This window comes from Lichenicoccus sp. (genome assembly GCF_965277665.1).
Taxonomy (GTDB): Bacteria; Pseudomonadota; Alphaproteobacteria; order Acetobacterales; family Acetobacteraceae; genus Lichenicoccus.
This window is the reverse complement of sequence record NZ_OZ255835.1, coordinates 676,908-703,341: the sequence shown is the minus strand read 5'-3', so window position 1 is coordinate 703,341 and position 26,434 is coordinate 676,908. Positions and strand designations below refer to the sequence as shown.

Annotated in this window: 24 protein-coding genes and 2 pseudogenes; 13 read left to right on the top strand and 13 right to left on the bottom strand. The window is 71.4% G+C overall.

The features are described from left to right. Positions 1 to 129 precede the first annotated feature (129 nt). From ACQY4O_RS03195 to ACQY4O_RS03185, 3 genes and pseudogenes are all read right to left on the bottom strand, one after another. Positions 130 to 576: pseudogene (locus ACQY4O_RS03195) on the bottom strand (CHAP domain-containing protein); the annotation flags it as partial. Between the two features lie 2 nt (positions 577 to 578). Further along, positions 579 to 1,301, bottom strand: a complete 723-nt coding sequence (locus tag ACQY4O_RS03190) for a RecX family transcriptional regulator (protein WP_428374789.1) — start codon at positions 1,299 to 1,301, stop codon at positions 579 to 581. Continuing rightward, positions 1,276 to 1,575 (bottom strand): DUF6481 family protein, encoded by a 300-nt coding sequence (locus tag ACQY4O_RS03185; protein WP_428378087.1) that lies wholly within the window; start codon positions 1,573 to 1,575, stop codon positions 1,276 to 1,278. The genes ACQY4O_RS03190 and ACQY4O_RS03185 overlap by 26 nt, the downstream gene beginning before the upstream one ends. Positions 1,576 to 1,946: 371 nt before the next feature. Between ACQY4O_RS03185 and ACQY4O_RS03180 the strand changes: the two genes are divergently transcribed. Continuing rightward, positions 1,947 to 2,531 carry a CarD family transcriptional regulator gene (locus ACQY4O_RS03180; protein ID WP_428374788.1) on the top strand — a complete coding sequence of 195 codons (585 nt, stop codon included), beginning with the start codon at positions 1,947 to 1,949 and terminating at the stop codon, positions 2,529 to 2,531. 109 nt (positions 2,532 to 2,640) lie between these two features. Here ACQY4O_RS03180 and ACQY4O_RS03175 read toward each other — a convergent pair whose 3' ends face one another. Continuing rightward, on the bottom strand, positions 2,641 to 2,847 hold the full coding sequence (locus ACQY4O_RS03175; protein WP_428374787.1) for a hypothetical protein: 207 nt from the start codon (positions 2,845 to 2,847) through the stop codon (positions 2,641 to 2,643). Between the two features lie 319 nt (positions 2,848 to 3,166). Here ACQY4O_RS03175 and ACQY4O_RS03170 point away from each other — a divergent pair, with 319 nt between their 5' ends. From ACQY4O_RS03170 to ACQY4O_RS03150, 5 genes are all read left to right on the top strand, one after another. Next, positions 3,167 to 4,360, top strand: coding sequence for an aspartate aminotransferase family protein (locus ACQY4O_RS03170; RefSeq protein WP_428378086.1), 1,194 nt, complete (start codon positions 3,167 to 3,169; stop codon positions 4,358 to 4,360). Between the two features lie 31 nt (positions 4,361 to 4,391). Next, positions 4,392 to 5,411 carry an ornithine carbamoyltransferase gene (gene argF / locus ACQY4O_RS03165; RefSeq protein ID WP_428374786.1) on the top strand — a complete coding sequence of 340 codons (1,020 nt, stop codon included), beginning with the start codon at positions 4,392 to 4,394 and terminating at the stop codon, positions 5,409 to 5,411. After that, positions 5,408 to 5,746: a hypothetical protein gene (locus ACQY4O_RS03160; RefSeq protein ID WP_428374785.1), complete on the top strand. Its 339-nt coding sequence runs from the start codon at positions 5,408 to 5,410 to the stop codon at positions 5,744 to 5,746. The genes argF and ACQY4O_RS03160 overlap by 4 nt, the downstream gene beginning before the upstream one ends. 189 nt (positions 5,747 to 5,935) lie before the next feature. Beyond that, positions 5,936 to 6,991: an Hsp33 family molecular chaperone HslO gene (locus tag ACQY4O_RS03155; RefSeq protein WP_428374784.1), complete on the top strand. Its 1,056-nt coding sequence runs from the start codon at positions 5,936 to 5,938 to the stop codon at positions 6,989 to 6,991. A 39-nt stretch (positions 6,992 to 7,030) separates the two neighbouring features. Continuing rightward, positions 7,031 to 8,038, top strand: a complete 1,008-nt coding sequence (locus tag ACQY4O_RS03150; RefSeq protein ID WP_428374783.1) for a hypothetical protein — start codon at positions 7,031 to 7,033, stop codon at positions 8,036 to 8,038. A 99-nt stretch (positions 8,039 to 8,137) separates the two neighbouring features. On the opposite strand, the pseudogene ACQY4O_RS03145 reads toward ACQY4O_RS03150, so the two are convergent. Beyond that, positions 8,138 to 8,557 (bottom strand): annotated as a pseudogene (locus ACQY4O_RS03145) (transposase); the annotation flags it as partial. Further along, complete coding sequence (locus ACQY4O_RS03140) at positions 8,491 to 8,907, bottom strand: transposase (RefSeq protein ID WP_428374508.1); 417 nt, start codon at positions 8,905 to 8,907, stop codon at positions 8,491 to 8,493. The pseudogene ACQY4O_RS03145 and the gene ACQY4O_RS03140, both read right to left, overlap by 67 nt. 252 nt (positions 8,908 to 9,159) lie before the next feature. Between ACQY4O_RS03140 and ACQY4O_RS03135 the strand changes: the two genes are divergently transcribed. Continuing rightward, positions 9,160 to 9,534, top strand: coding sequence for an XRE family transcriptional regulator (locus ACQY4O_RS03135; protein ID WP_428374782.1), 375 nt, complete (start codon positions 9,160 to 9,162; stop codon positions 9,532 to 9,534). Continuing rightward, positions 9,531 to 10,037 (top strand): RES family NAD+ phosphorylase, encoded by a 507-nt coding sequence (locus ACQY4O_RS03130; RefSeq protein ID WP_428374781.1) that lies wholly within the window; start codon positions 9,531 to 9,533, stop codon positions 10,035 to 10,037. Before ACQY4O_RS03135 ends, ACQY4O_RS03130 begins: the two co-directional genes overlap by 4 nt. A gap of 39 nt (positions 10,038 to 10,076) precedes the next feature. Here the strand turns inward: ACQY4O_RS03130 and ACQY4O_RS03125 are convergent, their stop codons facing one another. Then, the gene (locus tag ACQY4O_RS03125) at positions 10,077 to 12,191 is read right to left on the bottom strand and encodes a protein-disulfide reductase DsbD family protein (RefSeq protein ID WP_428374780.1); all 2,115 of its coding nucleotides are present in this window, start codon (positions 12,189 to 12,191) and stop codon (positions 10,077 to 10,079) included. An 81-nt stretch (positions 12,192 to 12,272) separates the two neighbouring features. Here ACQY4O_RS03125 and hrpB point away from each other — a divergent pair, with 81 nt between their 5' ends. The 5 genes from hrpB (at position 12,273) to ACQY4O_RS03100 (ending at position 18,733) form a co-directional block, all read left to right on the top strand. Next, positions 12,273 to 14,828, top strand: coding sequence for an ATP-dependent helicase HrpB (gene hrpB, locus ACQY4O_RS03120; protein ID WP_428378085.1), 2,556 nt, complete (start codon positions 12,273 to 12,275; stop codon positions 14,826 to 14,828). Between the two features lie 65 nt (positions 14,829 to 14,893). After that, positions 14,894 to 16,078 carry a S1C family serine protease gene (locus ACQY4O_RS03115; protein WP_428374779.1) on the top strand — a complete coding sequence of 395 codons (1,185 nt, stop codon included), beginning with the start codon at positions 14,894 to 14,896 and terminating at the stop codon, positions 16,076 to 16,078. Between the two features lie 102 nt (positions 16,079 to 16,180). After that, positions 16,181 to 16,861 carry a response regulator transcription factor gene (locus tag ACQY4O_RS03110; RefSeq protein ID WP_428374778.1) on the top strand — a complete coding sequence of 227 codons (681 nt, stop codon included), beginning with the start codon at positions 16,181 to 16,183 and terminating at the stop codon, positions 16,859 to 16,861. Between the two features lie 34 nt (positions 16,862 to 16,895). Further along, the gene (locus tag ACQY4O_RS03105; RefSeq protein ID WP_428374777.1) at positions 16,896 to 18,383 is read left to right on the top strand and encodes a sensor histidine kinase; all 1,488 of its coding nucleotides are present in this window, start codon (positions 16,896 to 16,898) and stop codon (positions 18,381 to 18,383) included. A 65-nt stretch (positions 18,384 to 18,448) separates the two neighbouring features. Next, positions 18,449 to 18,733 carry a hypothetical protein gene (locus ACQY4O_RS03100; RefSeq protein ID WP_428374776.1) on the top strand — a complete coding sequence of 95 codons (285 nt, stop codon included), beginning with the start codon at positions 18,449 to 18,451 and terminating at the stop codon, positions 18,731 to 18,733. Between the two features lie 33 nt (positions 18,734 to 18,766). Here ACQY4O_RS03100 and ACQY4O_RS03095 read toward each other — a convergent pair whose 3' ends face one another. The 6 genes from ACQY4O_RS03095 to mreC form a co-directional block, all read right to left on the bottom strand. Beyond that, complete coding sequence (locus ACQY4O_RS03095) at positions 18,767 to 19,171, bottom strand: DUF3293 domain-containing protein (RefSeq protein ID WP_428374775.1); 405 nt, start codon at positions 19,169 to 19,171, stop codon at positions 18,767 to 18,769. Positions 19,172 to 19,226: 55 nt separating this feature from the next. Next, on the bottom strand, positions 19,227 to 20,381 hold the full coding sequence (rodA, locus tag ACQY4O_RS03090) for a rod shape-determining protein RodA (protein WP_428374774.1): 1,155 nt from the start codon (positions 20,379 to 20,381) through the stop codon (positions 19,227 to 19,229). Positions 20,382 to 20,500: 119 nt separating this feature from the next. Further along, positions 20,501 to 22,717, bottom strand: coding sequence for a beta strand repeat-containing protein (locus tag ACQY4O_RS03085; protein ID WP_428374773.1), 2,217 nt, complete (start codon positions 22,715 to 22,717; stop codon positions 20,501 to 20,503). Positions 22,718 to 22,788: 71 nt separating this feature from the next. Beyond that, positions 22,789 to 24,654 (bottom strand): penicillin-binding protein 2, encoded by a 1,866-nt coding sequence (mrdA, locus tag ACQY4O_RS03080; protein ID WP_428374772.1) that lies wholly within the window; start codon positions 24,652 to 24,654, stop codon positions 22,789 to 22,791. 208 nt (positions 24,655 to 24,862) lie between these two features. Then, the gene (locus ACQY4O_RS03075; protein WP_428374771.1) at positions 24,863 to 25,426 is read right to left on the bottom strand and encodes a hypothetical protein; all 564 of its coding nucleotides are present in this window, start codon (positions 25,424 to 25,426) and stop codon (positions 24,863 to 24,865) included. A gap of 12 nt (positions 25,427 to 25,438) precedes the next feature. Then, the gene (gene mreC, locus ACQY4O_RS03070) at positions 25,439 to 26,407 is read right to left on the bottom strand and encodes a rod shape-determining protein MreC (RefSeq protein ID WP_428374770.1); all 969 of its coding nucleotides are present in this window, start codon (positions 26,405 to 26,407) and stop codon (positions 25,439 to 25,441) included. Positions 26,408 to 26,434: the final 27 nt, after the last annotated feature.

Below are 26,434 nucleotides of genomic sequence, written 5' to 3'. Positions count from 1 at the left end.
CTTGCCGCCCAAAGGCGGACCCATTCTTTCCGTGTCTGGAGCACATGGCTCCCCCGGCGCGGCCATGCAAGCGCTGATTGCCGGAGGCAGCCCCCCGCCCCCGGAAGCAACCGGGATCGCCATCGACGCCGGACGCGTCGGCAGGATGAAGCCGTAGGTCGGATGCACCTGGGTTCCCAGCCGTCCGAGGGCGCGCCACCAGACCCGCACTGCGCTCCAGTCATTGTCGCGCGAGACGTCGCGGACCGGTGCGGCATGGTCGATCCGCCCGGGCTCCCAGTTCGCATGGTCGACCAGGATGGTACGGGCATCGACCACCTGCCGGACCACCGAGACATGCCCTGCCGGCATGCGGCGGGTGGGCCGGAACACCAGGATCGCGCCGGGCTCGGGCCAGTCGCTGCGGGCGTAGCGGCCGGCGGCCTGCGTCCACCAGCCGCCGGCATTGCCGGCCAGGGCAACCCCGGTCAACCGCCTGGCATACGGCGCGCATTGCGGTCCACCCGCGCAACCGGACAGCAGGCAGGCGAGCGCCAGCACCGCCAGGGCGAGCCAGCGCCGCTCGCCACCGGCCACCTTCAGGAATTCCGCAACCGGGCGATCAGCGCCTCGGCGGTCGCGAGGTCGGCGTCGAGCGCGCGGCTGGCGACATCGTGGGCAAAGCCCGCCCGGCCCAGTGCCGCGAGGGCCCGCATTCGCGCCGCCCGCCGCCGCTGCCGCGCGTCCTGGCTGTCGCCGGAGAGGCTGTCGCCAGAGATGCTGTCGCCGGAGACGCTGTCATCGGAGATTGGGCCGGCGGCGCGCTGGAACGGGCCGATCCGGCGGCGGCGGGCCTGCAGCAGGGCGGCGGCGAACTCGGCGTCATCGGGGCTGCCCAGTCCGGCGGCGGCAGCCAGGGCCGCCTCTGCCGCCGCCTGTGTGGCGACGCCGCGCTGTGCCAGATGCGCACCGATGGCCCGGCGCGAGCGGCCCGCCCGGGCCAGGGCGCGGGCCCGCGACTGTGCGAAGATCTCGTCGTCGACCGCCCCGGTCCGGCTCAGCTCGGCGACGGTCGCGGCCACGCAAGCGGATGCCTGCGCGCGCTGCGCGCCGACAGCCTCGGGATCGGCGCCGGCCGCGATCGACCGCTGCGCCCAGCGCTGCAGCCGGCGCGACAGCACCCGGGCGAGACCGGCCTCGGTGGTGGAGAATCGGGCGATATGGGCGAGCGCCGCCTCGCGCAGCGCCCCGGCATCCGGGACGGCGCCGGGGTGGACGGCGCCGGTTGCGCCGGGCCTAGCGCCGCGCCTTGCGGGCGGCATAGCGCTTGTCGCGGGCGGCCTTCTGCTCGAGCTTCAGCAGCGCCTCCTGGCGCGCGGCCTCCTTGGCTGCGAGCTCGTCCTCGGCGAGACGGGCGGCGTCGGCGGCGGCGGTGGCGGCGCGCTCGGCGGCGTCACGCGCGGCTTCCTGCTCGCGCTCCACCCGACGCTCGGCCATGCGGGCCTCGCGGGCCTCGACGATGGCGCGGCGCTCGGCCTGGCGCTCCAGCACGGCCGGGTCGTCGGGCGCGGGGCGGGCGTTGAACTTGGCGAGCAGGGTCGCCTTGGCGGTCGCGGACGTCTGCTGACGCTCGCTGAACTTGTTCTGCTTGAAAATGGTCGGATCCTTTTATCCGTTTGCCCGGATCGTCAGCTCCCCGGTTCGGGCATCAACCGGCGTGAGCAAGTCGGGCATCTGGTTCTGGTGGAACGCGGTTTCTAGCCATTGGTGCGCTGCGGTGTCACCACCATATCCGCGAACGCCGGTTTATGGCATGATGCTTGGCGCGGGAAGCAGGCTGCATTGCCGGCTGCCTCGCGAGGATGATGTAAGTGGCCGCCCGGATCATCGGTCCGTGCCCCACACTAGCAGGGGATGACGATGCGGCAACGCTTTCCACGTCAAACCACGATGGCGGGAGGCCACTCATGAACGTTTTCAAGCCGGCGACACGGACCGCCATGACCGAGGCCCAGGTCCGCAAGGCCGCCGCCAATACCGCCGGCCATGAGAAGACTCTCGACAACGATCCGTTCAAGGAAGGGGATGCCGTCGTCTATGCGGCGCACGGCGTCGGCCATATCGACCGCATCGGCACCGAGGAGATCGCTGGCCACTCCCTTGAGGTGATCCAGGTCTCGTTCTCCGACAACCAGATGACCCTGCGCATCCCGCTGGCCCGCGCCCGCGCGTCGGGGCTGCGCAAGATCGCGAGCCGGGACGTCGTCGACAAGGCGATGGCGGTGATCAAGGGCAAGCCGCGGATCAGCAAGGCGCTCTGGGCGCGCCGCGCCGTCGAGATCCAGGCCCGGATCAATTCCGGCGACCTGCTGCAGGTGGCCGAGGTGGTTCGCGACCTGCAGCGCCACGTCGACAACCTCGAAGGCAGCTTCAGCGAGCGCAAGCTGTTCGAACTGGCGCTGGACCGGTTCGGCGCCGAGATCGCGGTGGTCGAGGGCGTCGAGAAGACGGCAGTGCTGGACCGCCTGACCACGACCATGAAGGCAGCCTGAACACCCGGCCCTCAGCCTGGCGCCACTCCGCGGGCGGCACTCTGAAGGGGGCGGCACTCTGAAGGCGGCAGGCTGCGATTGCCTGCCGCCGGGCAACGTCACACGCGGTTCAGGACGGGCTGCCCTCTTCCTCGCCGCCGCTCTTGGGATCGAGTGTCGCATCGGCCGCGTGCGCCGAACCGCCGGCGGGGCCACCGGCCGAGCTGGCCTCCTGCTGATCCTGGCCTTCCTTCTCGCGCCGTTTCGCTTCCTTCTTCGCCTGCTTGGCACGGTCGCGCTCGGCCTTCTGGAAGGCATAATTGACCTTGAACGCCATCGATTCTCCTTCTGACGGACCCGAACGCGCAGCATCGCGCGGACCGGGCTTCATAGCACTGCGCCGACCGTATTGGCCGCCGACAGAGGCGTAGTATGGTCCCCTTCCCGGCTGATTCCCACCCCTGCGGCAGCCGTTCGCCGGCCCCGGCCGAAGTTTGACGAGACCGGCCGGTGCACTGCATCATCCGGCGCGCCGGGCGGCGCGTGAGCAACGCGCCGTCTCGTTTAGAGCAGCTCCCAGGCAGGGCATGATGGCTGGCATCATGCCCTGGGCGGCACGGTGCGAGACCCGTGCCGATCCGTGCAGGACCAAGCCGATGATCGCCTCCCTGATGCCGACCTACAACCGTGCCGACCTCGCCTTCGAGCGGGGCGAAGGCGTCTGGCTGTACGGCGCGGACCAGCGACGCTATCTCGATTTCGGCGCCGGCATCGCGACCTCCTCGCTCGGCCACGGCCACCCGCACCTGGTCGCCGCGATCAGCGAGCAGGCCGCGCGCGTCATGCATGTCTCGAACCTGTATCGCATCCCGCAGGCCGAGCGGCTGGCGCAACGCCTGGTCGATGCCTCGTTCGCCGACAGCGTGTTCTTCTGCAATTCCGGCGCCGAAGCCAACGAGGGCATGGTCAAGCTGATGCGGCGCGCGATGCATGCCACCGGGCAGCCCGAGCGGACCCGCATGATCTGCTTTTCCGGCGCCTTCCACGGGCGGACGCTCGCGATGCTGTCGGCGACCGGCAACGAGAAGTACCTGCAGGGCTTCGGCGCCCCGGTCGACGGCTTCGACCATGTCCCGATCAACAACCTCAACGCCTTGCGCGACGCGATCACGCCGCAGACCGCCGGCATCATCATCGAGCCGATCCAGGGCGAGGGCGGCGTGCGGTCGGCGGATGCGCGCTTCCTGCGCGACCTGCGCACCGCCTGCGACGAGTTCGGGCTGCTGCTAGGCTTCGACGAGGTGCAATGCGGCATGGGCCGCACCGGAAGGCTGTTTGCCCATGAGTGGGCCGGGGTGCGCCCGGACGTGGTGTCGAGCGCCAAGGGCATCGGCGGCGGCTTCCCGCTCGGCGCGATCCTGGCCACCGAGGCGGTGGCGCGCCATCTGACCGCGGGATCGCATGGCACCACCTTCGGCGGCAGCCCGCTGGCCTGCGCCGCCGGCAACGCGGTGCTGGACGTGGTGCTGGCACCGGGCTTCCTGGACCAGGTCGTGCATACCGGCAGCGTGCTGCGCGAGGCGCTGGAGGCGCTGGTCGCGGCTCATCCCGAGGCGTTCTGCGGCGTCCGCGGCCTCGGGCTGATGCAGGGCCTGCAATGCGTGCTGCCGAACAGCGCCCTGCAGGCCGCCTGCATGCAGGAGGGGCTGCTGGTGGTGGCGGCCGGCGAGAACGTGCTGCGGCTGGTGCCGCCGCTGGTGGTGACGCCGGAGGAATGCCTGGACGCGGTGCGGCGTCTTGCCGCCGCCGCCGCGCGCGTGCGGCAGTCCGAGCCGGCCTTGTCGGCGTGACCCCGACAGCGGCTCGCCGCTTGCGCCGAAAATGACCCCCGTGCGGCACTATCTCGAGCTGCGCGACCTCGACATCGCCACCCTGCGCGCCATCCTCGACGCGGCCTCGGTCATGAAGCGCGCGCAGCAGGGACGGCAATATCCGCTGCATCCCGGCCGTCCGCTCGCCGGTCGCACCCTCGGGCTGATGATGGAAAAGCCGTCGACCCGGACGCGGGTTTCGTTCGAGGTGGCGATGCGCCAGCTCGGCGGCGAGGTCATCGTGCTGTCGCCGCGCGACACCCAGCTCGGCCGCGGCGAAAGCATCCCGGACACCGCGCGGGTGCTGTCGCGCTTCCTCGACGCGCTGGTGCTGCGCACCGACGATCCCGGCAAGCTGCAGGAGCTGGTGGCGCACAGCACGATCCCGGTCATCAACGGGCTGACCTCGCGCTCGCATCCGGTGCAGATCCTGGCCGACATCCTCACCTTCGAGGAACATCGCGGGCCGATCGCGGGCCAGACCGTGGCCTGGTGCGGCGCCGGCAACAATGTCGCGGTGTCCTGGGTGGAGGCAGCGGTGCGGTTCGGATTCGCGCTGCGCATCGCCACCCCCGCCGAGCTCGCGCCAGAGGCCGAGGTGCTGGATTGGGCGGCGTCCCAGGGCGGCGCGATCACCCTCACCCGCAGCGCCACCGAGGCGGTGGCGGGTGCCGGCTGCGTGGTCACCGACACCTGGATGTCGATGTCCGACGACCCGGCCGAGGACTGGTCGCATGCGCTCGAGCCCTACCGCGTCGATGCAAGGTTGATGCGCCAGGCCGCGCCGGATGCGCTGTTCATGCACTGCCTGCCGGCGCATCGCGGCGAGGAGGTCACCGACGAGGTGATCGACGGTCCCTGGTCGGTGGTGTTCGACGAGGCCGAGAACCGTCTGCACGCCCAGAAGGCGCTGCTGCTCTGGGCGCTGGGCGGCGTGCACTGGAGCGAGCTTGCCCGGCAGGCCGCCGGGGAGCGGCCTGAAGCCGCCCAGCAGGCCGTAGCCGCGCAGCCGGTCAGGAACGCATCATGAGCGACCCCGGCGACACCGATCGGCCGCCATCCGGCCCGATCGCCACACCCTCCGCCACCGAGGACGTGCCGGCAACGCCGGGCTGGGTCGAGCAGGGCGTGGACGAGATCCTGGCGACCCTGCCGCAGCGGCCGGCGCTGCGCGCGCTGCGCAACAGCTACCTCGATTGCCTGGCCGCGGCGGGCCGTACCCGCGACCTCGACGAGACCCATGACCGCTGCCGCAGACGGCTGCTGACCGCGCTGCTCGAGGAGGAGCACCTGTCGCGGGCGACGGTGGATGCGCTGGAACGGAAGCTGGAAGCGCTGGAAGCCGACATCAGCGACAACCTCTGAGAGGCTGCCTGCAAACGCCTGCTGCTGGCGATCCAACGCGACTTTCCTGCGCTCCACTGCTCACGGCCAGACGGCCGCTGCGCTGCGGTGCTCGGAAAGTCACGCCGGCCGCGACCGTTCCGGCCGCTCTCATCCAGCATCAGGCGTTTTCAGACAGCCTGTAAGCTGAATGGGGGCTCCCTGGCGATCATGGTGCGCGCTCCCTATCTTGGCGGCATGGTCGAAACCCCCGCCTTTCTCGATAGCAGCCGCCCCGACGTGCCCGACATCGTCGTGCCGCGCGGCATCACCCCGTTCTACATGCCGGATCGACCGGTGCGCGGCCGCCTGGTGCGGCTCGGCGCACTCGCCGATGCGCTGATCTCCCGGCACGACAATCCCGAGCCGGTGAACCGCCTGGCCGGCGAGGCGCTCGCCCTGGTCGCCGGGCTCGCCTCGGCACTCAAGTTCCAGGGCTCATTCAGCCTGCAGGCCAAGGGCGACGGCCCGGTCTCGATCCTGCTGGCCGACTGCACCGAAGCCGGCGCCCTGCGGTTCTATGCGCGCACCGACCCTGAGCGCTTCGCGCTTCTGCTGGCAAAGCACCCGGAGCCGAACGCTGCGGCCCTGCTCGGCAGCGGCTACCTCGCCTTCACCGTCGACCAGGGGGGCGAGGCAGAGCGCCACCAGGGGATCGTCGCCATCGCGGGCGACAGCCTCGCCGAGATGGCGCAGTACTACTTCGAGACCTCCGAGCAGCATGATTGCAGCGTGCGGCTGTCGGCGCGTCATACCGATGCCGGCTGGCGCGCCGCCGCCCTCGTGCTGGAGCGCATCGCGCATGGCGGCGGCCATGCCGACGGCGCCGGCACCGCCTCGGGATTGGTGCTGCAGGACGGCGTCGAACGCGACCGCGCGCGTGTCGATGCCGCCGCCGGCTCTCGCGATGCGGCGGTCGAGAGCTGGCGCACCGCGCTGCTGCTGGCGGCGACGCTGACCGATGACGAGCTGCTCGACGACCGGCTGTCGGCCGAGGAGCTGCTATACCGCCTGTTCCACAGCGAAGGCGTCGCCGCCGACCGGCCGCGCGCGCTGGCCTATGGCTGCCGCTGCTCGCGCGCCCGGCTGGCGGGGATCCTGGAGGGCTTCCCGAGCGAGGACCTCGACCACATGACCGTCGGCGGCGACATCGTCATGACCTGCGAGTTCTGCGCGGTGGATTTCCGGTTTCCGCGCGAGAGCGTTAAGGGAAATGCGGCCGGCTGAACGAGCCTCCTGCAGACCGCCCGGACCTGGAGTATCCCGATGTCTCTTGCCGCGTTGCGCACTCCGTCCTGGGCCTGGCTGCGTCCGACGCCCGCTTTTGCGTGTTGGCTGGTGCTGTGCGGCTGCCTGGCGCTGGCGGCGTGCGGCGGCTCCGAGGACACCGCCGACGCGACCTTCCCGCCGGCGGACTACAGCTATTTGTCGAAGCTGCGGCTGAACGTCGGCACCCTGTCCATCGTGGATCATGTCCAGGACGGCGGCGCCGGTCCGGGCGATATCGGCCAAACGGCGCCGGTGCCGCCGGACCAGGCGCTGCAGCGCATGGCGCAGGACCGGCTGGTAGCCGCCGGCAACTCCGGGAGCGCCGTGTTCACCATCGATCGCGCCGCGATCATCGAGGAGCCCGGCGGCACCCTCGATGGCCGCATGGCGGTACATCTCGACATCGTCACCACCAATGGCGGCCATGCGGGCTACGCCGAGGCGCATGTCTCGCGCCAGCTGGTGCCCGGCGATCCCGATGCCGCGGCCGGCACGCGCCGGCAGCTCTACGACCTGAACCGGCAGATGATGCAGGACATGAATGTCGAACTGGAGTTCCAGCTGCGCCGCTCGCTGCGCGACTGGCTGGTGGATGCCGGGGGCGCGCCGTTGGCCGGCAGCGTGGAGCAGCAGAACCTGTCGCCGCCGGGCAACCCCGGCTACGCCGCCGGGCCGCCCGGCAGCGCACCGGTCGGCACCACCCCGGTCGGCGCGGTGCCGGTCGGACCCGGGCCGGACACCACCGGCGCGCCCTCCGGCGGTCCCCTCATGCTGGCGCCCCCCGGCGGCGAGGCTCCGCCTGCAGCACCCGCTCCCGCGCCGGTCGAGGCACCGTCGCAGGACCCCGCCGCGGCCGCAAATCCCGATCCGGTGTTTCCGGACGGCGCCCCTCCCGGCGACGCCGCCACGCCCGCTCCGGCCCCGCAGCGGTCAGCGCCGCCGAGCTATCTGCAGGCGCCAGCCGGGGTCTCTCCGACGCCGGGAGCGACACCTCCGGGCTACTAGAGCCTGATCGTCTCAGGCTGAACCAGCCTGAGACGTGAAGCAGTCTCTAGATCAATCTGGTAGAGCAAGTTTACCGGCTCAACTTGAGCCGGTCTTGCTCTAGGTCATGTGGACGGATTTGGACAAGATGAGGCCGCAGGCGAAGGCCACGATTGACTCGTAGTTCTGCCGGGTTTTCTCGCATCGCAATGTTACTCGCTTGAAGCGCTTGAGCTTGCCGACTGCCTGCTCGATACGGGCGCGAGTTTTGTAGAGCAGCCTCGGGAAGTGCCTGGGGCTGTGGACGGTGATCTTGCGGACCGGAATCAGTGGGACGATGCCAAGCTCTCGTGCTGCGCTTCGGTTGCTCTTGGCGTCGTAGCCTTTGTCAGTCAGCACGGCACGCGGCTTGATGTCGGGACCGATGCCGAGCAACAGGGGGAACTGCGGGCTGTCGTTGGCCTCGCCGCCGGTCAGATGGAAGGCGAGTGGCTGCCCATCGAAGTCGGTCTTGAGGTGGATTTTGGTCGAGAAGCCGCCGCGCGACCGGCCAAGCGCCTGATTTTGCTGCCCCCTTTTGCACCTGCGGCCGAGACATGAGCGCGAACCGTAGTGCTGTCGAACATCTGCACGAGGTGCGCTCTGGGGCTGAGTTCGGCCAGCGACTGAAAGAATGCCTCGAAGATACCGCTGTTGCTCAGCCGCGAGAACCGCTTCCAGACCGTGTTCCAGAGCCCGTATTCGGCTGGCAGCGCCCGCCACGAGACGTTCTGCAGCGTGAAGAAATGCAGCGCCTCGAGAAAGCGTCTGTCATCACGAGCCTTGTCGCCCCGCCTCGGAAGACAGCCCCGGAAGACCTCCAGAACGATCTCCCAATCCTCCTCGCTCATCCGCGTCAGCATCAAACAGGTCCACTTCTGCCGACCCGCTATGAATCACTGATCGACCGTCTTGTGAATCCCTGGCCGATTCCGTCCACATGACCTAGAGCCTGGTCGGTTCACGCTGGATCACAGGGAGCTGCGCGCGCCGGCTTTGCCTCGGCTCGGCCTGCGCGGCGAGTATGGCGTTGCGATAGGGCTTGCACCCCACTCTCAGCCAGCGCATGTTTTGTCCCATGGATGGGGCAAAAGGCGAGGCAAATGTCAGCGGCGACACAACCCGGCTTTCTCGATGCCGTCATCGACGCCGATGGCGTCGTGGCGCCCGATCGGCTCAGTCGCATCCTTCGCGTGACCCGGGGCGAACTGGCGACCGCCTCCGGACTGGCGCGGGATTCCGTGTCCAAGACAACCCGGCTGCGGACGCCGGCGACACAGGTCCGCCTGCGGGAGGTGACCGAGATCATCAACCGCATCCTGCCCTGGTGCGGCTCGGTGCAGCAGGCTTTCGCCTGGTATCGCTCGCAGCCGATTCCCGCCTTCGGGGACCAGACGGCGGAAGACCTCGTCCGGGCCGGCCGCGCCCGGCACGTCATGAGCTACCTGTCCGGGATCGCGCTCGGCGGCTATGCGTGAGGCTGAGCCGCATCGTCTATCGGGCCCATAATCCTCGCTGGTCTTTCGGCCCTGGCTCGGGAGAGGGCGCTGCCGGCACCGGTGGGCGCTTCAACCGGACCGGTCTTCGGGCTCTCTATACCGCCCTGCGCTTCGAGACCGCCTGGCTCGAGGCGCAACAGGGGTTCGCGTTCAAGGCGCAGCCGATGACGCTGTGCGCCTATGACGTCGATTGCGACGATGTGTTGGACTTGACCGATCCGGCGACGCGATCGGCGCACGGGGTCGGCGGGGCCGACCTTGCCGGTCCCTGTAAGGACCTGTCGACGCGCGGAGAGGTCCCGCCCAGCTGGGTGCTCGCCGACCGCCTGATTGCCCAAGGTTGTGCCGGCATCATCGTGCCGAGCTTCGCGTCCGGCGCCACGACCACCGATGTCAACGTCGTGTTCTGGAATTGGGGGGAACGCCCGCACCAGGTTCGCGTGATCGACGACTTCGGCCGGCTGGCTCGCCCGGCTACCTAGACCGTGAGCCGCTCCGCGCCACCGGATGCGGCTACCCGCTCAGGCGCCATCGACCTCCTGCAGCACCCGGCCGGCGGTCAGGATCTGCGGCAGCACGTGCCCCTCCCGGCCCGCCGGGTAGAAAATGTAGAACGGCACCCCGTCGCGGCCGTGGTCGCGCAGGTAGCTGCCGATCCGCTCGTCGCGGCGGGTCCAGTCGCCGCGCAGGGTGACGACGTGGTGCGACGCGAAGGCCCGCTGGACGGCTGGCGGTGTCAGCGCCAGCCGCTCGTTGACCAGGCAGGTTACGCACCAGGCCGCGGTCATGTCGACCAGCACCGGCCGGCCCTGCCGCCGCAGTTCGGCAAGCCGGGCCTCGCTGAACGGCTCGCTCCCGGTCACGACAGGCAGGGCGGATGCGCCGGCCTCCTGCCTTCCGGCCAGGGCGGGGAGCAGGACCAAGGCTGCGACGGTGCTCAGGGCGGCCGCCAGCAGGCATGAACGCGCGCGCCAGGTGGCGGAGACACCGATGCGCTGCGACAGGCCGACCAGCCAGCCTGCGAAGGCCAGCAGCACCAGGCCTGCCGCCAGCACCAGGATGCCGCGGTCGCCGGCTTCGATCGACAGCACCCAGGCAAGCCAGGCGCAGGCGGCGAAGAGCGGGAACGACAGCGCCTGCCGCAGCACCAGCATCCAGGTGCCCGGGCGCGGCAGCCTTCTCGCGAGCCCGGGCAGCTGGGTGAACACCGCATACGGCAAGGCGAGGCCGAGCCCCATGGTCAGGAACACCGCCATGCCGACGGCGGCGGGGGCGGCCAGCGCCCCCACGATGGCGACACCCATGAACGGCGCGGTGCACGGCGTCGCCACCAGCACGGCGAGCAGGCCGGTGGCGAAGTCGCCGGCGTGGCCACGCCGCGCCGCCAGGCCCTGGCCGAAGCCCGCGAAGCTGCCGCCGATCTCGAACAGCCCGGCGAGGTTGAGGCCGACCGCGAACAGCAGCCAGCAGATGGCGGCCACGAACAACGGCGACTGGAACTGGAACCCCCAGCCCGCCGCCGAGCCCGCCGCCCGGAGGCCCAGCATCAGGGCGCCGAGGGCGGCGAAGGCGGCCAGCACGCCGGCCGTGTAGAAGGCGGCGCTCAGCCTCTGCTCCGCATGGTGGGAGCCGGCGATGCGGCTGAACGCCAGCGCCTTCATCGCCAGCACCGGGAACACGCACGGCATCAGGTTGAGCACGATGCCGCCGAGCAGGGCCAGCAGCAGCAGGCGCGGCAAGGCGGCGAGCGAGAAGCCGCCGGCATCGCCGGGGCTGGCGGCGGTGCCCTTAGTGCCTGTTGCAGCATGGGGGGCCGACACGCTCAGCATGCTCTCGTTGCCGGCCGCATCGCGCAGCACCACCAGCCCGTCGATCGCGTGCGCGCGGGCGAGATCGGGCAGCGGCTTGAGGCCGATCCGGACCAGGCCGGGCGTGACCGTCACCCGCTGCGCTGCGATCTGGTCGATCAGGCCGGGTGCTGCCGGGAAGAACCAGGCGTCATGCACCACCGCCGGACCCAGCCCGCTGCCGGACAGTTCCAGGCCGTCCGGCGTCAGCGTGGCCTTGAAGGGCGACGGCAGCGGCTGGCGCGCGGCCGCCTGCGCGAACAGCGGCGCCTGGGCGGACGGACCGGACAGCGTGCCCTGCGGCAGTCGCAGGCTGAAGCTGCCATGCTCCGGCACGCAGACGCTGGCGCAGGCGAGCCATTCGGCGCTGGCGCTCAGCAGCAGCGGTCCGCCGCCGGCCGTGCCGGTCGTTGCCGGCGACAGCCGCACCGGCAGCACCACGTCGCCGACATAGCCGTAGCTCATCAGCGGGCCGTCCGGCAGCCGCAGCGGCGCCGGCCAGTCGATGCGCGTGGCATGGCCCGAGGAGGCGCCCGAGGCGACGATGTCGACGGTCGGCGCCTCGCCGGCATCGCCCGGGTTGGACCAGTAGGTGTGCCACCCGGGCGCCAGCCGCAGCCGCAGCCCGACCGTCAGCTCCCGGCCCGGCGTGAAGCCATCGGTCTCGCTGACCAGGCTGACGCTGTCATGGTCGGTGGCGACGATGTTGCTTTCCGCGGCGCGGCCCGGATGCAGGGGCAGCGCGAGGAGCAGGACCAGCGCGAGCAGGATTCTGAGGCAAAGCAGCATGACCGGCACATAGCATGGCATGGCGTGAACGGCGCGCGCGCCATACACAGGCCCGCACTGGTAGGAGCGACGTCCGTTTCGATCACCCTCTCCGACGCCCTGCTGCAGTCGCTGCCGGTCGCGGACGCGCTCCCGGCGCTGCTCGCGGCGCTGGCGCGCACCACGCCCGCCTCGAATGCGGTGCTGATCGCGCCACCCGGCGCCGGCAAGACCACGCTGGTGCCGCTGGCCCTGCTGGGCGCCCCCTGGCCTGGTGCAGCATGGCTCGGCGACCAGAAGATCGTGATGCTGGAGCCGCGGCGCCTCGCCACGCGTGCGGCGGCCCATCGCATGGCGTCGCTCATCGGACAGCGGGCCGGCGAGCTGGTCGGCTACCGCACCCGGATCGACCACGCGGTCTCGGCGCAGACGCGGATCGAGGTCGTCACCGAGGGCCTGCTGGTACGGCGGCTGCTCTCCGATCCGCTCCTGGACGGCATCGGCTGCGTCATCCTCGACGAGGTGCACGAGCGCAGCCTGGACGGCGATCTCGCTTTGGCGTTCTGCCTGGACCTGCAGCGCAGCCTGCGACCGGAGCTGCGCCTGCTGGCGATGTCGGCGACCGCGGATGGCGCTTCGCTGTCGGCGCGGCTGCAGGCACCGGTGATCGAGAGCGCGGGCCGGCTGTTCCCGGTCGAGATACGCCACGCCGCGCGCGATCCGGCCGCGCTGCGCGACCTGCCCGACGCGATGGCGCGCGCGCTGCGCGGCCTGCTCGCCGACCCCGCCACACCTGTCGGCGACATCCTCGCCTTCCTGCCCGGTGTCGGCGAGATCCGGCGGGTGGCCACCGCCCTGGCCGGGCTGCCGGCCGAGATCCTGCCTTTGCACGGGGAACTGCCGCCGGCCCAGCAGGACCTGGTGCTGCAGGCGCCCGCCGGGGACCAGCTGCGCCGACCTTCCGGGGACCGGCTCCGCAGGATCGTGCTGGCGACCTCGATCGCCGAGACCTCGCTGACCGTGCCGGGCGTGCGCATCGTCGTCGATGGCGGCTGGCGGCGGGCGCCACGGCTCGATGTCGGCAGCGGCCTGTCGCGGCTGGAGACGCTGCGCATCAGCCGGGCGGCGGCGGACCAGCGCGCGGGACGCGCCGGACGCGAGGCGCCGGGGCTGGCGCTGCGGCTCTGGACCGCGACCACCCAGCGCGGCCTCGCCGTGCACGACCGTCCGGAGATCCTGGATGCCGAACTCTCCGGCCTGCGTCTGGACGTGGCCGCCTGGACCGAGGCGATGGGCACCACGCTGGCGGCACTGCCGCTGCCCGACCCGCCGCCGCACGGCGCCAGCGAGGCCGCGCGCGCCCTGCTCACCGATCTCGGCGCGCTGGACGAGGCCGGCGCGATCACCGCATCCGGTCGGCGCATGGCGGCGTTCGGCGCGCACCCGCGGCTGGCGGCGATGATGCTGGCGGCGCGCAACGCCGCCGAGCGCGCGCTCGCCGCCGATCTCGCGGCGCTGCTCGAGGAACGCGATCCGCTACGACCGCGTCCGGGCAGCGGCGTGGCCGATCCGCCGGTCGATATCGCGCTGCGGCTGGCGCTGCTGGCCGGAGCAGAATCCTGCCACGCCGACCGGGGTGCGCTCGCACGCATCCGCCAGTCGGCCAACCAGTTCCGCCGCCGGCTCGACACCACCGCACCGGCGCATGGCGATGTCGCCGGACTGCTGGCCGCCGCCTTTCCCGACCGCATCGCGCAGCGGCGGGGCGAGCCCGGCGCGTTCCGGCTGTCCGGCGGCGGCAGCGCCCGGCTCGGCCGCGACGATGCGCTGGCCAGTGCCGGCCTGCTGGTGGCAGCAAGCCTGCAGGTGCGCGACGCGGCGCAGATCCGGCTGGCGGCGGCGCTCGATCCCGACGACCTGCCGCAGCAACTGCTGGCGCGCACCACGGAGCAGGTGGAGAGCGCGATCGATCCGGTCAGTGGCGCGGTGCTGAGCCGGCGGCGCACCCGGCTCGGCGCCCTTATCCTGCGCGACCGCACTCGCGCCGCCAACCCGGCCGAGGTGGCGACGCTGCTGGCCGCTGCCGCGTCGCGCAACCTGCGCGGAGTGCTGGACTGGAGCGAGGCCGCCTGCCAGTTCCAGGCGCGGGTCGCTGTCGCCCGGACCGCGCCACTCGACGATCTCGGGCTGGGTGCTGCGTTGCCGGACCTGTCCGACGCGGCCCTCGCAGCCGCAATGCAACAGTGGCTCGTCCCGCACCTCGCGGGCTGCACGCGCGTCGCCGATCTCAGGACACTGGACCTGCATGCACTGCTGCGTGGGCAGCTCGATCACCGCCAGGCGGCGGCCTTGGACCGGGCCCTGCCGACGCACCTCTCGCTTCAGACCCTGCGCGCCCCCATCGACTATACCGGCGCCGAGCCGCTTGCCTCGGCGCGCGCGCAGGCCTTCTACGGCCTGACCGAAACGCCCAGGCTGGCGCAGGGCCGGGTGAAGCTGCGACTCGCGCTGCTCTCCCCGGCCGGTCGGCCGGCGGCGATCACCGGCGATCTCGCCAGCTTCTGGACCGGCGCCTGGATCGAGACCAGGCGGGACCTGCGCGGCCGCTATCCGAAGCACGACTGGCCGGAAAACCCTGCTACGGCGCCGCAACGCTGATGCTTCCTGCGCATTATTTTGCCGTTCTCCTCGTTTTGGTACTAAGATGATCACAGGATGAGACGATGACGACCTGCTCGACGCGCGTAGCCGGCAAAGCGAAGCGGGTCCACCGGCTGGCACGGCTGGTTCCGGTCGCGATCTTGCTGACGGCGGCCGCCGGCGCGCCGGCCCGGGCGCAGGACGCGGCTGCGTCGGACATGCTCGCCACCCTGCCGACGGTGCCGGCACTGGTGCGCTCCGGTCCGCTCAGCTTCGCGCCGCTGGTGCGCCATGTGGTGCCGGCGGTCGTCAACATCGCGGTGACGCAGGATGTCGACGACGAGAACGCGGCTGTCGGCGATGCGTCCGGCGACGCCAGGATCAAGGTGCCGCAGGCCCTGCGCGGCACGCCCTTCGAGAAGCAGTTCCGCGAGCGCATGCGCCGGCGGCGCGAGCAGATGCTGGGCGCCGGCTCCGGGTTCGTGATCGACCCCGCCGGCATCATCGTGACCAACAACCATGTGGTCGGCTCGGCCAACAAGATCACGGTGTCGTTCTCTGATGGCACAGAACTGCCGGCGCGCCTGCTCGGGACCGACGAGTTGACCGATATCGCGGTGATCGCGGTCAAGCCGGGCAAGCCGCTGGCCTGGGTGAGCTGGGGCGACAGCCGCCGGGTCGAGGTCGGCGACTGGATCCTGGCCGCCGGCAACCCGTTCGGGCTGGGGTCCTCGGTGACCGCGGGCATCGTCTCGGCGCGCGGACGCGATATCGGCGCGGGACCCTTCGACGACTTCCTCCAGCTCGACGCGCCGATCAACCCCGGCAACTCCGGCGGCCCGACCTTCAACATGAGCGGCCAGGTGGTGGCGCTCAACACCGCCATCGTCTCGCCGACCGGCGGCTCGGTCGGCATCGGCTTCGGCATTCCGTCGGAGATCGTGGCACCGATCGTGGCGCAGCTGCGCGAGAAGGGGCATATCGACCGCGGCTGGCTCGGCGTGACGCTGGAGGAGCGGCCGGACCAGGGTCCCGGCGTCACCATCGTGGCGATCGACCGGGCGGGCCCCGCGATGCGCGCCGGCCTGAAGGCGGGCGACACGGTCGATACGGTGAACGGCGACAAGGTCGACAACGCGCGCAGCCTGATCCGCGCGATCGCCGCCGCGGCACCCGGCAGCTCGATCCGCCTCTCGGTAGTACGCGCCGGCCGCAGCTTCGAGGTGCCGATGCTGGTCGGGCGGCGCCCGGCGGAGAATGCCGGATGACCCAAGCCTGGATCATGGCGGATTTGTCAGACACGTGCGCTGTCGCCTCGGATACAAACCTCCTATGTCGAACGCGGTGTGCGACGGATGGAGGTTCAGGCGGTGCGTATCCTGCTGGTCGAGGACGATCCCACGGTGCGCGGCTTCGTCGCCAAGGGCCTGAAGGAAGCCGGGCACCTGGTCGAGCAGGCCGACAACGGCAAGGACGGCCTGTTCCTCGCCGTCAGCGAAACCTTCGATACCATCATCCTGGACCGCATGCTGCCGGGCGGCATCGACGGGCTGCGGCTGCTGGAGACCTTGCGCGCGCAGAGCAACGCGACGCCGGTGCTGCTGCTCTCCGCCCTCGCCCAGGTCGATGAGCGGGTCGCCGGCCTGAAGGCCGGTGGCGACGACTACCTGACCAAGCCGTTCGCCTTTTCCGAATTGCTGGCGCGGGTGGAAGCGCTCAGCCGGCGCGGGCGCGGCGAGAGCGGGCCGCAGACCAAGCTCGTCGTCGCCGACCTGGAGATGGACCTGCTGTCGCGCGCGGTGAAGCGGGCCGGCCAGAAGATCGACCTGCAGCCGCGCGAGTTCCGCCTGCTCGAATACCTGATGCGGCACGCCAGCCAGGTCGTCACCCGCACCATGCTGCTCGAGGGCGTGTGGGACTATCATTTCGACCCGCAGACCAACGTCATCGACGTGCACGTCTCGCGCCTGCGGCACAAGATCGACAAGCCGTTCCCCACCGCGCTGATCCAAACCATACGCAATGCCGGCTACATGCTGCGCCCGGAATGAACCCGGTCGGGCCGGCCGGGTGTCCCGATCCGGCATGATGGCGCGCCCAAGCCTGGGAGGTTTCCGGCTGGGACGAACGGTGCGTTCGGCCAGCCTGCGTCTCGCCATCGTCTATGCCGCGCTGTTCGCGATCAGCGCCACTTTGTTCCTCTCCTTTATATGGTGGGCCACCATCGGGCTGCTCGAGCGGCAGGTCGAGGCGGCGATCAATGCCGATGCGCAGGCGCTGTCCGAGCGCTGGCAGGAGGGCGGCCTGCCGACGCTGGCGCTGACCATCCAGGACCGGCTCGAGCAAAATGTCGATGACGATGCGATCTACCTGATGGTCGATGGCAGCGGCCTGCGCGTCGCCGGCAACCTGCGCGCCTGGCCCCGCGACGTGACCCGGGTCGATGCCTGGTACCAGCTGCCGATCGCGCGCGCCGGCACCCGCGGCCTGGCCGAGGTGCACGCCTTCGCGCTGCCCGGCAATTACCGGCTGCTGGTCGGACGCGACGTGCGGGCGCGGGTGATCCTCAAGCGCCTGCTCACCGATACGCTGCTGTGGGCGCTGGTGATGGTGGCAGCACTCGGCACCACCGGCGGCTTCCTGCTGCGCGGGCTGTTCCGGCGCATGGTGCGCGACATCGCGCGGACCACCGCCGCGATCTCGCAGGGCGACCTCAGCCGGCGCGTTCCGCTGTCGGGCAGCGGCGACGAGTTCGACCGCGTCGCCGAGACGATCAATGCCATGCTCGATCGCATCGGCCGGCTGATGGATGGGGTGAAGCAGGTCTCGAACGCGATCGCGCACGACCTGCGCACGCCGATCACCCGCGCCCGCAGCCGGCTCGAGGATGCGGCGCTGCATGCAAGCACCACCGAGGAGTTGCGCCACGCGGTCGAGCGCGCCGTGGTGGATCTCGACGGCATCACGACGGTGTTCGAGGCGCTGCTGCGGATTTCCGAGATCGAGGCGGGTTCGCGACGCTCGGCCTTCGCCAGGATCGACCTCGCCCCGCTGCTCTCCGACCTCGCCGAGCTGTACGGGGCGCTCGCGGAGGATGCCCAGCTGGCCCTGTCGCTCTCGGTGCCGGCGCCGCTCATGCTCTGGGGGGACCGGCTGCTGATCCAGCAGGCGGTCGCGAACCTGCTGGACAATGCGGTGAAGTTCTCGCGTCCGGGCGGCACGGTGCGGCTGCAGGCCGGCATCGACGCGGAGCAGGTCCACATCGCGGTCGCCGACCAGGGGATCGGCATGGCGCAGACCGATCGCGCCCGTGCGCCGGACCGCTTCTTCCGCGCCGAGGCGGCGCGCAGCACCCCGGGCTCCGGCCTGGGCCTGTCGCTGGTGCAGGCGGTGGCGCACCTGCATGGCGGCACGCTGCTGCTCGAGGACGCGGCCCCCGGCCTGCGGGCGATCCTCGCTTTGCCGACCATGCCGCGCGACACGCAGCCGCGGCTTGCCGCCCCCCATGCGGACAGGGTGACGGCTGCTTCATCCGGCGACCACGATCCGGTCAAGTCGGCGGCTCTAAGCTGAGCCGGATGCCGCATCGCGCACGACCCGCCGCCCGCGCTGTCCTGCTTGCAGCGGGGTCACTCTGCGTGGCCGGGAACGGGCATGGCGCCGGGCAGCCGGTGGGCAACGTGCCCGCGGCGGCGTCCCCGGCAGGCGCGCTGGTGATCACCACGGACAGCGACGCCTATTGCCGGACATTGTCGAAGGCGATCGATGCGCATGGCGCCCTGCCTCGCGAGGTCAGCGACCTCGAACGGCAGGGCGAAGGGCTGTGCGGCGCAGGCAAGATACGCAGCGGCATCGTCCGGCTGCGCCGCGCCCTGCTGGTGCTGCGCAAGCAACTGCCCCGGGACGATACCGGGGCACCTTGACCGGAAAATACCGCGCTCAGCGTTTCGTCATGATTACGCAACGAGAAGATGCAGTTTGACCCGGCGATCGCGTGCGACCAGAATCACCGCATTCTGCCGGAACCGGCGCGCCAGGGCGATGCCGCGGCGCCGGTCCAACGCCGCCAGCACCAGCGCCTCCGACCAGATCCCGAGCCTGCCGTGCCCCGGCGCATGCGGCACGCGCCCGAGCGCCTCGGCCAGGCGACGCATCATGCGGTCGTTCCAGCCATCGGGTTGCCGGCGGCCGCCCGGATTGCAGGCGCTCAGCAGCACCAGCCCGCCGCCCGCCAGCCGTGCTGCCCAGTCTGCGTCGAGACCGGTCGCGATGCGGCCAACGTGCAGGACGGCGCCCCCCGCCTCGTAGCGGCTCAGGCGGTAGGAGCGCAGGATGGCGGGCGTCGGCGCCAGCACGGCCATGCCGGTCAGAGCGACAAGCGGAGCATGATCGATCGGATCAGGCTCCGGGCGCCCGTCAGAGCCCGTCCGGGTCGCGCGGCTCGAGCCGCTCGTCGCGATGCACGTACACCGAGAGCAGCAGCCCGAAGCCGAACATCACCGTCAGCATCGCCGAGCTGCCGTACGAGACCAGCGGCAGCGGCACGCCGCCGACCGGGATCACCCCCATCACCATCGACAGGTTGACCGCACAGTACAGGAAGAAGTTCATCGAGATGCCGAGTGCGAGCAGCCGGCCGAACTGGCTGCGCGCGCGGATCGCCATCAGCATGCCGCCCAGCACGAGGGCCAGCAGCAGCGCGATCACCGACAGGCCGCCGACCAGGCCGAACTCCTCGGCGATCATGGTGAAGATGAAGTCGGTCTGCTTCTCGGGCAGGAAGTTGAGCTGGCCCTGGGTGCCGTGCAGGTAGCCCTGCCCCCAGAGGCCGCCGGAGCCGAGCGCGATCTTGGACTGGATGATGTTGTAGCCGGCCCCGAGCGGGTCCTGCTCGGGATGCAGGAAGGTGGTGATGCGGGCGCGCTGGTAGTCGTGCAGGTGGGCGAACGCCAGCCGTCCGAGCACCGGCAGAGGCAGCAGCAGCACCGCGATCTGCCACAGCCGCATGCCGGCGGCGACGAACAGGCTGAGCCCGACCAGCCCCGTGATCGCCCCGGTGCCGAGATTGGGCTCCCTCAGCACCAGCGCCACCGGCACCAGCACGAGTGCCGCCGGCGGCAGCAGGAACAGCGGGTTGCCCAGCCGCTCCCAGCCGATGCGGTGGAAATAGCTGGCCAGCGCCAGCACCAGCGCGATCTTGGCGAATTCGGACGGCTGCAGCTGCACGCCGGCGATGACGATCCAGCGCTCTGCCCCCTTGCCGACATGGCCCATGTGCAGGACCAGCACCAGCAGGCCTAGCGCGATGCCGTAGAGCGGCCAGGCCAGCCGCATCAGCAGGCGTGGCGGGATCATCGCCAGCGTCAGCATCAGCAGCACGCCGACCCCGAAGCGGATCGTCTGCGGGCCGGCATACGGTGCCGGCGAACCGCCGCCGGCCGAGAATAGCGCCCCGTAGCCGACGCCGCCGAGCAGGCAGATCAGCAGGACGTACAGCCAGTTGATGCGGCCGAGCCGGGCCAGCAGCCCGAACCGCGCCGGGCCGGGACGCAGGCGTCGCTCGGTGATCATGCAGATTAGCGTGCCTTTGCTCGCATCGACTTGTCCAGGAAGCAAGGCCAGGGCTCTTGCCCTGGACCCGCTGGGGCCCCGTCTTGGAGCAGTGGGGGCCCCAGACCCCGATTCGACATTTACCCGATCCGGTCGATCGCGGACGCCGCGTTCCCGACGCCGAGCAGGGTGATGGTGGTGCCGTCGGATACGCTGAGCGTGCTGTTGCCGCCCTGCGCATGCAGATGCAGGTCTGACGCCTGGTAGCCGAACAGCGCGATCCGGTTGATGGCGGGATTGAAGCCGCGGACGACGTCGCTGCCGCCCGCCGCCCCCTTCACCACGTCGATGGAGACGCCGCTGCTGCCGGCACCGATGGTGGCAGCCCCCGGGCCTGCCACGACCTCGAACCAGCCGCTGCCGGCACTGGCCGCCATCGGTCCGCTGCCCTGGAACAGCAGGGCCGCCGCATTGCCGACGGCAATCGACGCGGCCCCGCTGCCGCCGACCACCAGCATGTTGCCGCCGCGGCCCTGCACCACCAGGCCGCCGCTGCCGCCGATGATCGAATCCGCCCCGCCGAGGCTGCCGGTGACGGTGGTGGGGCCACTGCCGCCGAACACCGCTTCGCCGTTCCGGCTGGTCACCTGCAGCGCGCCGCTGCCGCCGACGATGGTGTCGCCGCCCTCGGCCTGTCCCAGCACGGCGGCGGTGCCGGCACCGGTGAAGATCACGGCACCGGCTGTCGCACCGCCCCAGAAGACGCTGTTGCCGCCGCCGCCGATCAGGCTCTCGCGACCCGTTGGTGCGACCATCGTGGTGTCGCCGGCCGGGGCTCCGAACAGCCGGTCGAGGGCGCCCCCGCCGGTGAGCGTGGTGTTGCCGCCGCTCGCCACCAGCACGCTGCCGCCGGCGCTGCCGGCACTGAACAGGCCGCCGCCGGCGCCGCCGAACAGGGTGCAGGCGCCGCTGCCCCCGGTGACGGTGCAACTGCCGCTGCCGCCGGTGAAGCTCAGCGCGCCGCTGCCTCCCTGGACCGAGACGTCGCCGGCCGGGGCCAGGATGGCGCCACCGGATGCCCCGCCGAGCACGGTATCCCCGTCGAGCGCTGCGAACGGGCCGGAATGCGCGACGCCCGCGAGCGACACCAGGCGGCCGCTGCCGGCGAGCGCCTCGGTGCCGGTCTGGAAACTGGTGGCGGTTGCCGCGGCGACCTCGGTGGTGCCGGCGGCGGTGCCGTCGCCGAGCCACAGGCTGGTCCGGCCGGCGCTGTCGGTCCCCGTGCACCCGATCATGCCGAAATAGGCGAACAGCCCGACCGGATCGAGCCCGTTCGCCGAAGCGCCTTGCGGCAGCACCATGCGGGTGCCGGCCGCGGTTCCGTCGCTGATCCAGAGTTGCGGATGACCGCTCGCATCCAGTGCCGAGAAGGCAACCTCGCCGCCGAACGCGGTCAGGTCCTGGGCATCGGCGAAGCGCCCGACCAGCGTGCTGGCCGCCCCGTTGGTGCGCCACAGGCCGGTCGCGCCATTGCTGTCGGTGGCGGTGAACAGGGCGACGCCGCCGAGGGCTACCAGGTCGCCGATGCTGTCGAACACGGTGCCCCCGCTCGGCACCGGTTGCGTGCCGGCGCCGGTCCCGGTCGAGCGCCACAGCGCCATGCTGCCGGTGGCGTCGGTGAAGCTGAACAGCAAGGCGCCGTCCAGCGCCAGGAAGCCGCCCGGCCCGGCGACGGTGCCGAGGCCAGAGGGCGCGATCGGCGCCGCGGCGGTGCCGGTCGTGGTCCAGAGGGTGCCGCTGGCGGCGTTCTCGAGCAGGAGGCCGCCGCCGGGCAGCGCCGCGATGGCGTCGGCTGCCAGCGGGACGCCTTGGGAGGTGATCCGGTGCGTTCCCGCGACGGTGCCGTCGCTGCTGTACAGCCGCTTGCTGCCGACATCGGACGCCACCGACTGGCCGGTGAAATATAGCAGGCCGCCGACCGTCTGCATGGCGCTGACGACCAGGCCGGTGCTGATGCAAAGCGACGTGGTGCCGTTCGAGATCCAGAGCGAGCCGGCGCCGTCCGCTCCGGTCGTCGCGACCGCGGCCAGGCCATCGAACGCCGCCATCGCGGTGATCGATCCCGCACTGGACGGCAACCCGACGAGGCTGGTTCCCGCCGCGGTGCCGTCGGTCCTGAAGAGCCGGGGCACCCCGCCGGCGCCGCCGATGAACAGGGTCTCGGTGCCGATACGAACCGGATCGAAATCCGCCGTGATCGGCACGCCGAGGTTCACGGCGCCGGGGCTGCTGCCGAGCGTCGCCCACAGGGAGAGCCCGGACGCCGAGGTGGCGCCGAACAGGATATGCGCCGTCATGACCGGGCCCCCAACGAGAAGCCCCTGTTAAGCAAGGAAATGGTTAAGAAAGCCTTCAGGCAGCGGCGGCTTTACCCCGCCGCGGCGACCCGCTGTCCCGGTGCCAGCGCCAGGTTGGCCGGATCGCGCCGCAGGGTGTCCATCATGATGTCGCGCGCCACCGGGGCGGCGACCTCGGCGGCGGCATTGCCGTGCTCGATCACCACCGAGACCGCGTATTGCGGGGCGTCATAGGGCGCAAAGCAGATGAACAGCGCGTGCGGCCGGTATTCCCAGGGCAGCTTGGAGCTGTCGAAGTGGCCGCCTTCGCGCGCCGCGCGCGACACCCGGCGCACCTGCGCGGATCCGGTCTTGCCGGCCATCTGCACGCCCGCGAGCGGCAGCCGTGCCTTGGGCGCGGTGCCGCCGGCATCATTCACCACCGAGAACATGCCGGCCCGGATCGCCGCCAGCGGCCCATACGGGATGCCGAGCTCCGGCCAGTCCGACGCCACCCGGCCAGGCGTCGCGGTGCCGCCCAGGCGGCGTGCCAGATGCGGCTGCACCGCACGCCCGGTCGCCATGCGCGCGGCATAGGTCGCCAGCTGCAGCGGCGTGACCTGGATGTAGCCCTGGCCGATGCCCGACACGATGGTGTCGCCACCGTTCCAGTGGTGCCCGTGCTGGCGCCGCCAGGACGGCGTCGGGATCAGCCCGTCCCGCGCATGCGGCAGCTCGATGGCGAGCGGCGCCCCCAGTCCGAGCCGCCGGGCGTGCAGCGCGATCACCTCCATGCCGGTCCGCCGCGCCACCTCGTAGAAGAACACGTCGCAGGAGTTCTTGATGCCGCCATGCAGGTCGAGCGAGCCGTGCCCGTGCTTGCGCCAGCAATGGAAGCGGCTGCCGCCGACATCGAGCCAGCCGGGACAGTCGATGCGGTCGTGCGGCGACAGCGTGCCGGCCGCCAGCGCCGCCAGCGCCACCGCCGGCTTGAAGGTGGAGCCGGGCGGATAGAGGCCCGCCACCGCCTTGTTGAGCAGCGGCGTGCGCGGATCGCTCGACCAGGCCTGCCACTGCGCCTCGCTGACGCCGCTGTCGAACAGCGAGGGATCGAAGGACGGGTTGCTGACCATCGCCAGCACCTCGCCGTTGCGGCAATCCATTACCACGGCGCTCGCCGACTGGCCGTCCAGGCGGCGCAGCACCGATTGCTGCAGGTCGAGATCGAGTGCGAGCTGCAGCTCCTCGCCGGGCACGCCCTCCTGCCGGTCGGTCTCGCCCAGCACCCTGCCGACCGAGTTCACCTCCATGCGCACCGAGCCCGCATGACCCTGCAGCTTCGTGTCGAACCAGGCCTCCAGCCCCGCCCGGCCGACCCGCATGCCGGGCAGCGCCAGCAGCGGGTTGGCGGCCAGGTCCGCTTCGCCGGCGGGTGCCACGTAGCCCACCACATGCGCCAGCAGGCCGCCCTGCGGATACAGCCGGGTGGTGCCGACATCGATCAGCACGCCGGGCAGATCCGCAGCGGCGACCGCGATCCGCGCCATGTCGTCCCAGGTCAGGAAGTCGTGCAGCACCACCGGGATGAAGCGCCGCTGCCGGGCCATGTCGCGCTCGATGCGGGCGTGGTCGCGGGCCTCGAGCGGCATGATGGCGGAGAAGCGGGCGAGGGTGAGCGCGAGGTCGCTGGTCTCCTCCGGCAGCAGCAGCGCCCGCCAGTTGACCTTGTTGCCGGCGAGCGTGGCACCGGTGCGATCGACGATGCGGCCCCGCGCCGGCGCCAGCTGCCGGGTGCTGATCCGGTTGGCCAGCGCCATCTGCGCGTATTTGTGGCCATCCCTGACCTGCAGGCTCCACAGCCGCTGCCCGAGCACGCCGAGCACGCCGGTCTGCGCCGCCATCATCAGCAGCGCCCGGCGCGTAAACACCCCCCGCTGCGGACCCTCGGGCCGTCTCATGGGAGCGGCGCCGCTTGCTTACGGGCCTTGGTCCAAACAGGACCCAAGAGGCTGGTTGCAGACGTCTGATGCTGGATGAGAGCGGCCCAAAGGGCCGCGGCCGACGTGGCTTTCCGAGCACCGGAGCGGAGCAGCCTGCTTGGCTGTGAGCACCGGAGCACAGGAAAGGCGTATCGGATCGCCAGCAGCAGGCGTCTGCAACCAGCCTCTAAGGGTTGGCTATGGTGCGATGCGCCCAGGTGCAGGCGGCCGACAGCAGCGGATAGAGCCCGAGTGCGAGCACCCAGGCGAATACCGGCGCCAGCAGCGGCATCGGCTGCAGCCGGATGGCCGAGACCAGCAGCCATTCCAGCCCGAGTGCCGCTGCCGCGACGGCGGCGAACACCAGCCACATGGCAACGAAGCCGAGCCGCGCCAGCTTGCCGCGCCAGGTCCGGCCGCATGCCAGGGCCAGCAGCAGCATCAGGGCGGTGACCCCGACCGGCTGGCTGCCGAGCAGGTCGCACAGCACGCCGAGCCCGAACACCGGCACCGCCTGCATCGAGGCCGGCCGGAACACCGACCAGAAGAACACGCAGCCGAGCAGGATGCCGGGCTGCATCTCGGCCTGCCCGGGCAGGCCGAGCGGGGTGTTCAGCAGCAGCAGCGCGAGGGCGGCGCCCGCCAGCGGCACCGACCGGCGCGCCGCGGCGTCGAGCATCCGCGCCACCGGCTGGCTGCCCCCTGGCCCGGGCCTGCGACGTCCTGCGCTGCCGGGCCCGGGCTCTGCCATCGCCGCCGTCTCTCATCCACGTCCGATCGATACCGGGCGCTGGCCGGCACCCGACGCCGACCCTGAGGCAGCCCCTGACGCAGCCCCTGACGCAGCCCTGGGGCCGATATGCGGTTCACCCGGCCGGTTGCCCGGCGCCACGTGGCCGGGCGCGTCCGGCGGCACGATCCCCGACAGACCGAAATCGATGATGCGAACCAGATCCAGGTGATCGAGGCCGGCTGCCGGCAGCACCACCGGGTCGCCGGGTCCGCGATAATGCACGATTCCGACCGGCAGGCCGGCCGGGAAGGCGCCTGCCTCGCTGCTGGTCAGCACCCGCTCGCCTTCCTCGGGACGGACGTCGTCGGGGTAGTACAGCAGCCTGGGCGCCGGCCGGTTGGCGCCGGCCAGCATCGCGCTCGCGTGCGACGTCTCCAGCATGACGGGCACGCGGCTCGTCATGTCGGTCACCAGAAGCACACGCGCCGAGCGCGGCCCGGTCTCGGTGACGCGACCCACCAGGCCCTGCGCGTCCATCACCACCTCGCCCTTGTGCAGGCCCTGCAGGCTGCCGGCATTGACCAGGAAGGCGCGCGCATAGATGCCGCCGGTCTCGGCCACCACGCGGGCGGTCGCGACATGCGCGGCGGGGTCGGGCAGCCAGTGCAGGGTCGCCTTGAGCCCCGCATTCTCCGCCGTCGCCGCCAGCGCCACCTCGCGCCATTGCAGCAGCCGCCGGTTGTCGGCGCGCAGGCGATGGTTCTCGGCGGCGAGATCGAACAGGCCCAGCGCCTCGCCCGCCGTCGAGCGCAGCCCGGACACCGGCACGCGCAGCACGGCATAAGCGGGCGCCAGCGCATCGGCCACGGCCGCGCGCGCCTGCTGGGCCAGCCGGCGATCGGCCTGTCCGAGCAGCATCAGGGCCAGTGACCAGACGACCAGCACCGGCAGCGTCGTGCGCGACAGCGCGTGGCGCGTCTGGATGGAGAGGCGGATCATCGCAGGCTCCCGCCAAGGCAGTGGGGA

What these genes read in the sequence shown, in the direction of transcription:
- ACQY4O_RS03190 (WP_428374789.1), bottom strand. Translation starts at nt 1,301, where the DNA reads ATGCCGCCCGCAAGGCGCGGCGCTAGGCCCGGCGCAACCGGCGCCGTC.
- ACQY4O_RS03180 (WP_428374788.1), top strand. Translation starts at nt 1,947, where the DNA reads ATGAACGTTTTCAAGCCGGCGACACGGACCGCCATGACCGAGGCCCAG.
- ACQY4O_RS03175 (WP_428374787.1), bottom strand. Translation starts at nt 2,847, where the DNA reads ATGGCGTTCAAGGTCAATTATGCCTTCCAGAAGGCCGAGCGCGACCGT.
- ACQY4O_RS03170 (WP_428378086.1), top strand. Translation starts at nt 3,167, where the DNA reads ATGATCGCCTCCCTGATGCCGACCTACAACCGTGCCGACCTCGCCTTC.
- argF (WP_428374786.1), top strand. Translation starts at nt 4,392, where the DNA reads ATGACCCCCGTGCGGCACTATCTCGAGCTGCGCGACCTCGACATCGCC.
- ACQY4O_RS03160 (WP_428374785.1), top strand. Translation starts at nt 5,408, where the DNA reads ATGAGCGACCCCGGCGACACCGATCGGCCGCCATCCGGCCCGATCGCC.
- ACQY4O_RS03155 (WP_428374784.1), top strand. Translation starts at nt 5,936, where the DNA reads ATGGTGCGCGCTCCCTATCTTGGCGGCATGGTCGAAACCCCCGCCTTT.
- ACQY4O_RS03150 (WP_428374783.1), top strand. Translation starts at nt 7,031, where the DNA reads ATGTCTCTTGCCGCGTTGCGCACTCCGTCCTGGGCCTGGCTGCGTCCG.
- ACQY4O_RS03140 (WP_428374508.1), bottom strand. Translation starts at nt 8,907, where the DNA reads ATGAGCGAGGAGGATTGGGAGATCGTTCTGGAGGTCTTCCGGGGCTGT.
- ACQY4O_RS03135 (WP_428374782.1), top strand. Translation starts at nt 9,160, where the DNA reads ATGTCAGCGGCGACACAACCCGGCTTTCTCGATGCCGTCATCGACGCC.
- ACQY4O_RS03125 (WP_428374780.1), bottom strand. Translation starts at nt 12,191, where the DNA reads ATGCTGCTTTGCCTCAGAATCCTGCTCGCGCTGGTCCTGCTCCTCGCG.
- ACQY4O_RS03115 (WP_428374779.1), top strand. Translation starts at nt 14,894, where the DNA reads ATGACGACCTGCTCGACGCGCGTAGCCGGCAAAGCGAAGCGGGTCCAC.
- ACQY4O_RS03105 (WP_428374777.1), top strand. Translation starts at nt 16,896, where the DNA reads ATGATGGCGCGCCCAAGCCTGGGAGGTTTCCGGCTGGGACGAACGGTG.
- ACQY4O_RS03095 (WP_428374775.1), bottom strand. Translation starts at nt 19,171, where the DNA reads ATGGCCGTGCTGGCGCCGACGCCCGCCATCCTGCGCTCCTACCGCCTG.
- rodA (WP_428374774.1), bottom strand. Translation starts at nt 20,381, where the DNA reads ATGATCACCGAGCGACGCCTGCGTCCCGGCCCGGCGCGGTTCGGGCTG.
- ACQY4O_RS03085 (WP_428374773.1), bottom strand. Translation starts at nt 22,717, where the DNA reads ATGACGGCGCATATCCTGTTCGGCGCCACCTCGGCGTCCGGGCTCTCC.
- mrdA (WP_428374772.1), bottom strand. Translation starts at nt 24,654, where the DNA reads ATGAGACGGCCCGAGGGTCCGCAGCGGGGGGTGTTTACGCGCCGGGCG.
- ACQY4O_RS03075 (WP_428374771.1), bottom strand. Translation starts at nt 25,426, where the DNA reads ATGGCAGAGCCCGGGCCCGGCAGCGCAGGACGTCGCAGGCCCGGGCCA.
- mreC (WP_428374770.1), bottom strand. Translation starts at nt 26,407, where the DNA reads ATGATCCGCCTCTCCATCCAGACGCGCCACGCGCTGTCGCGCACGACG.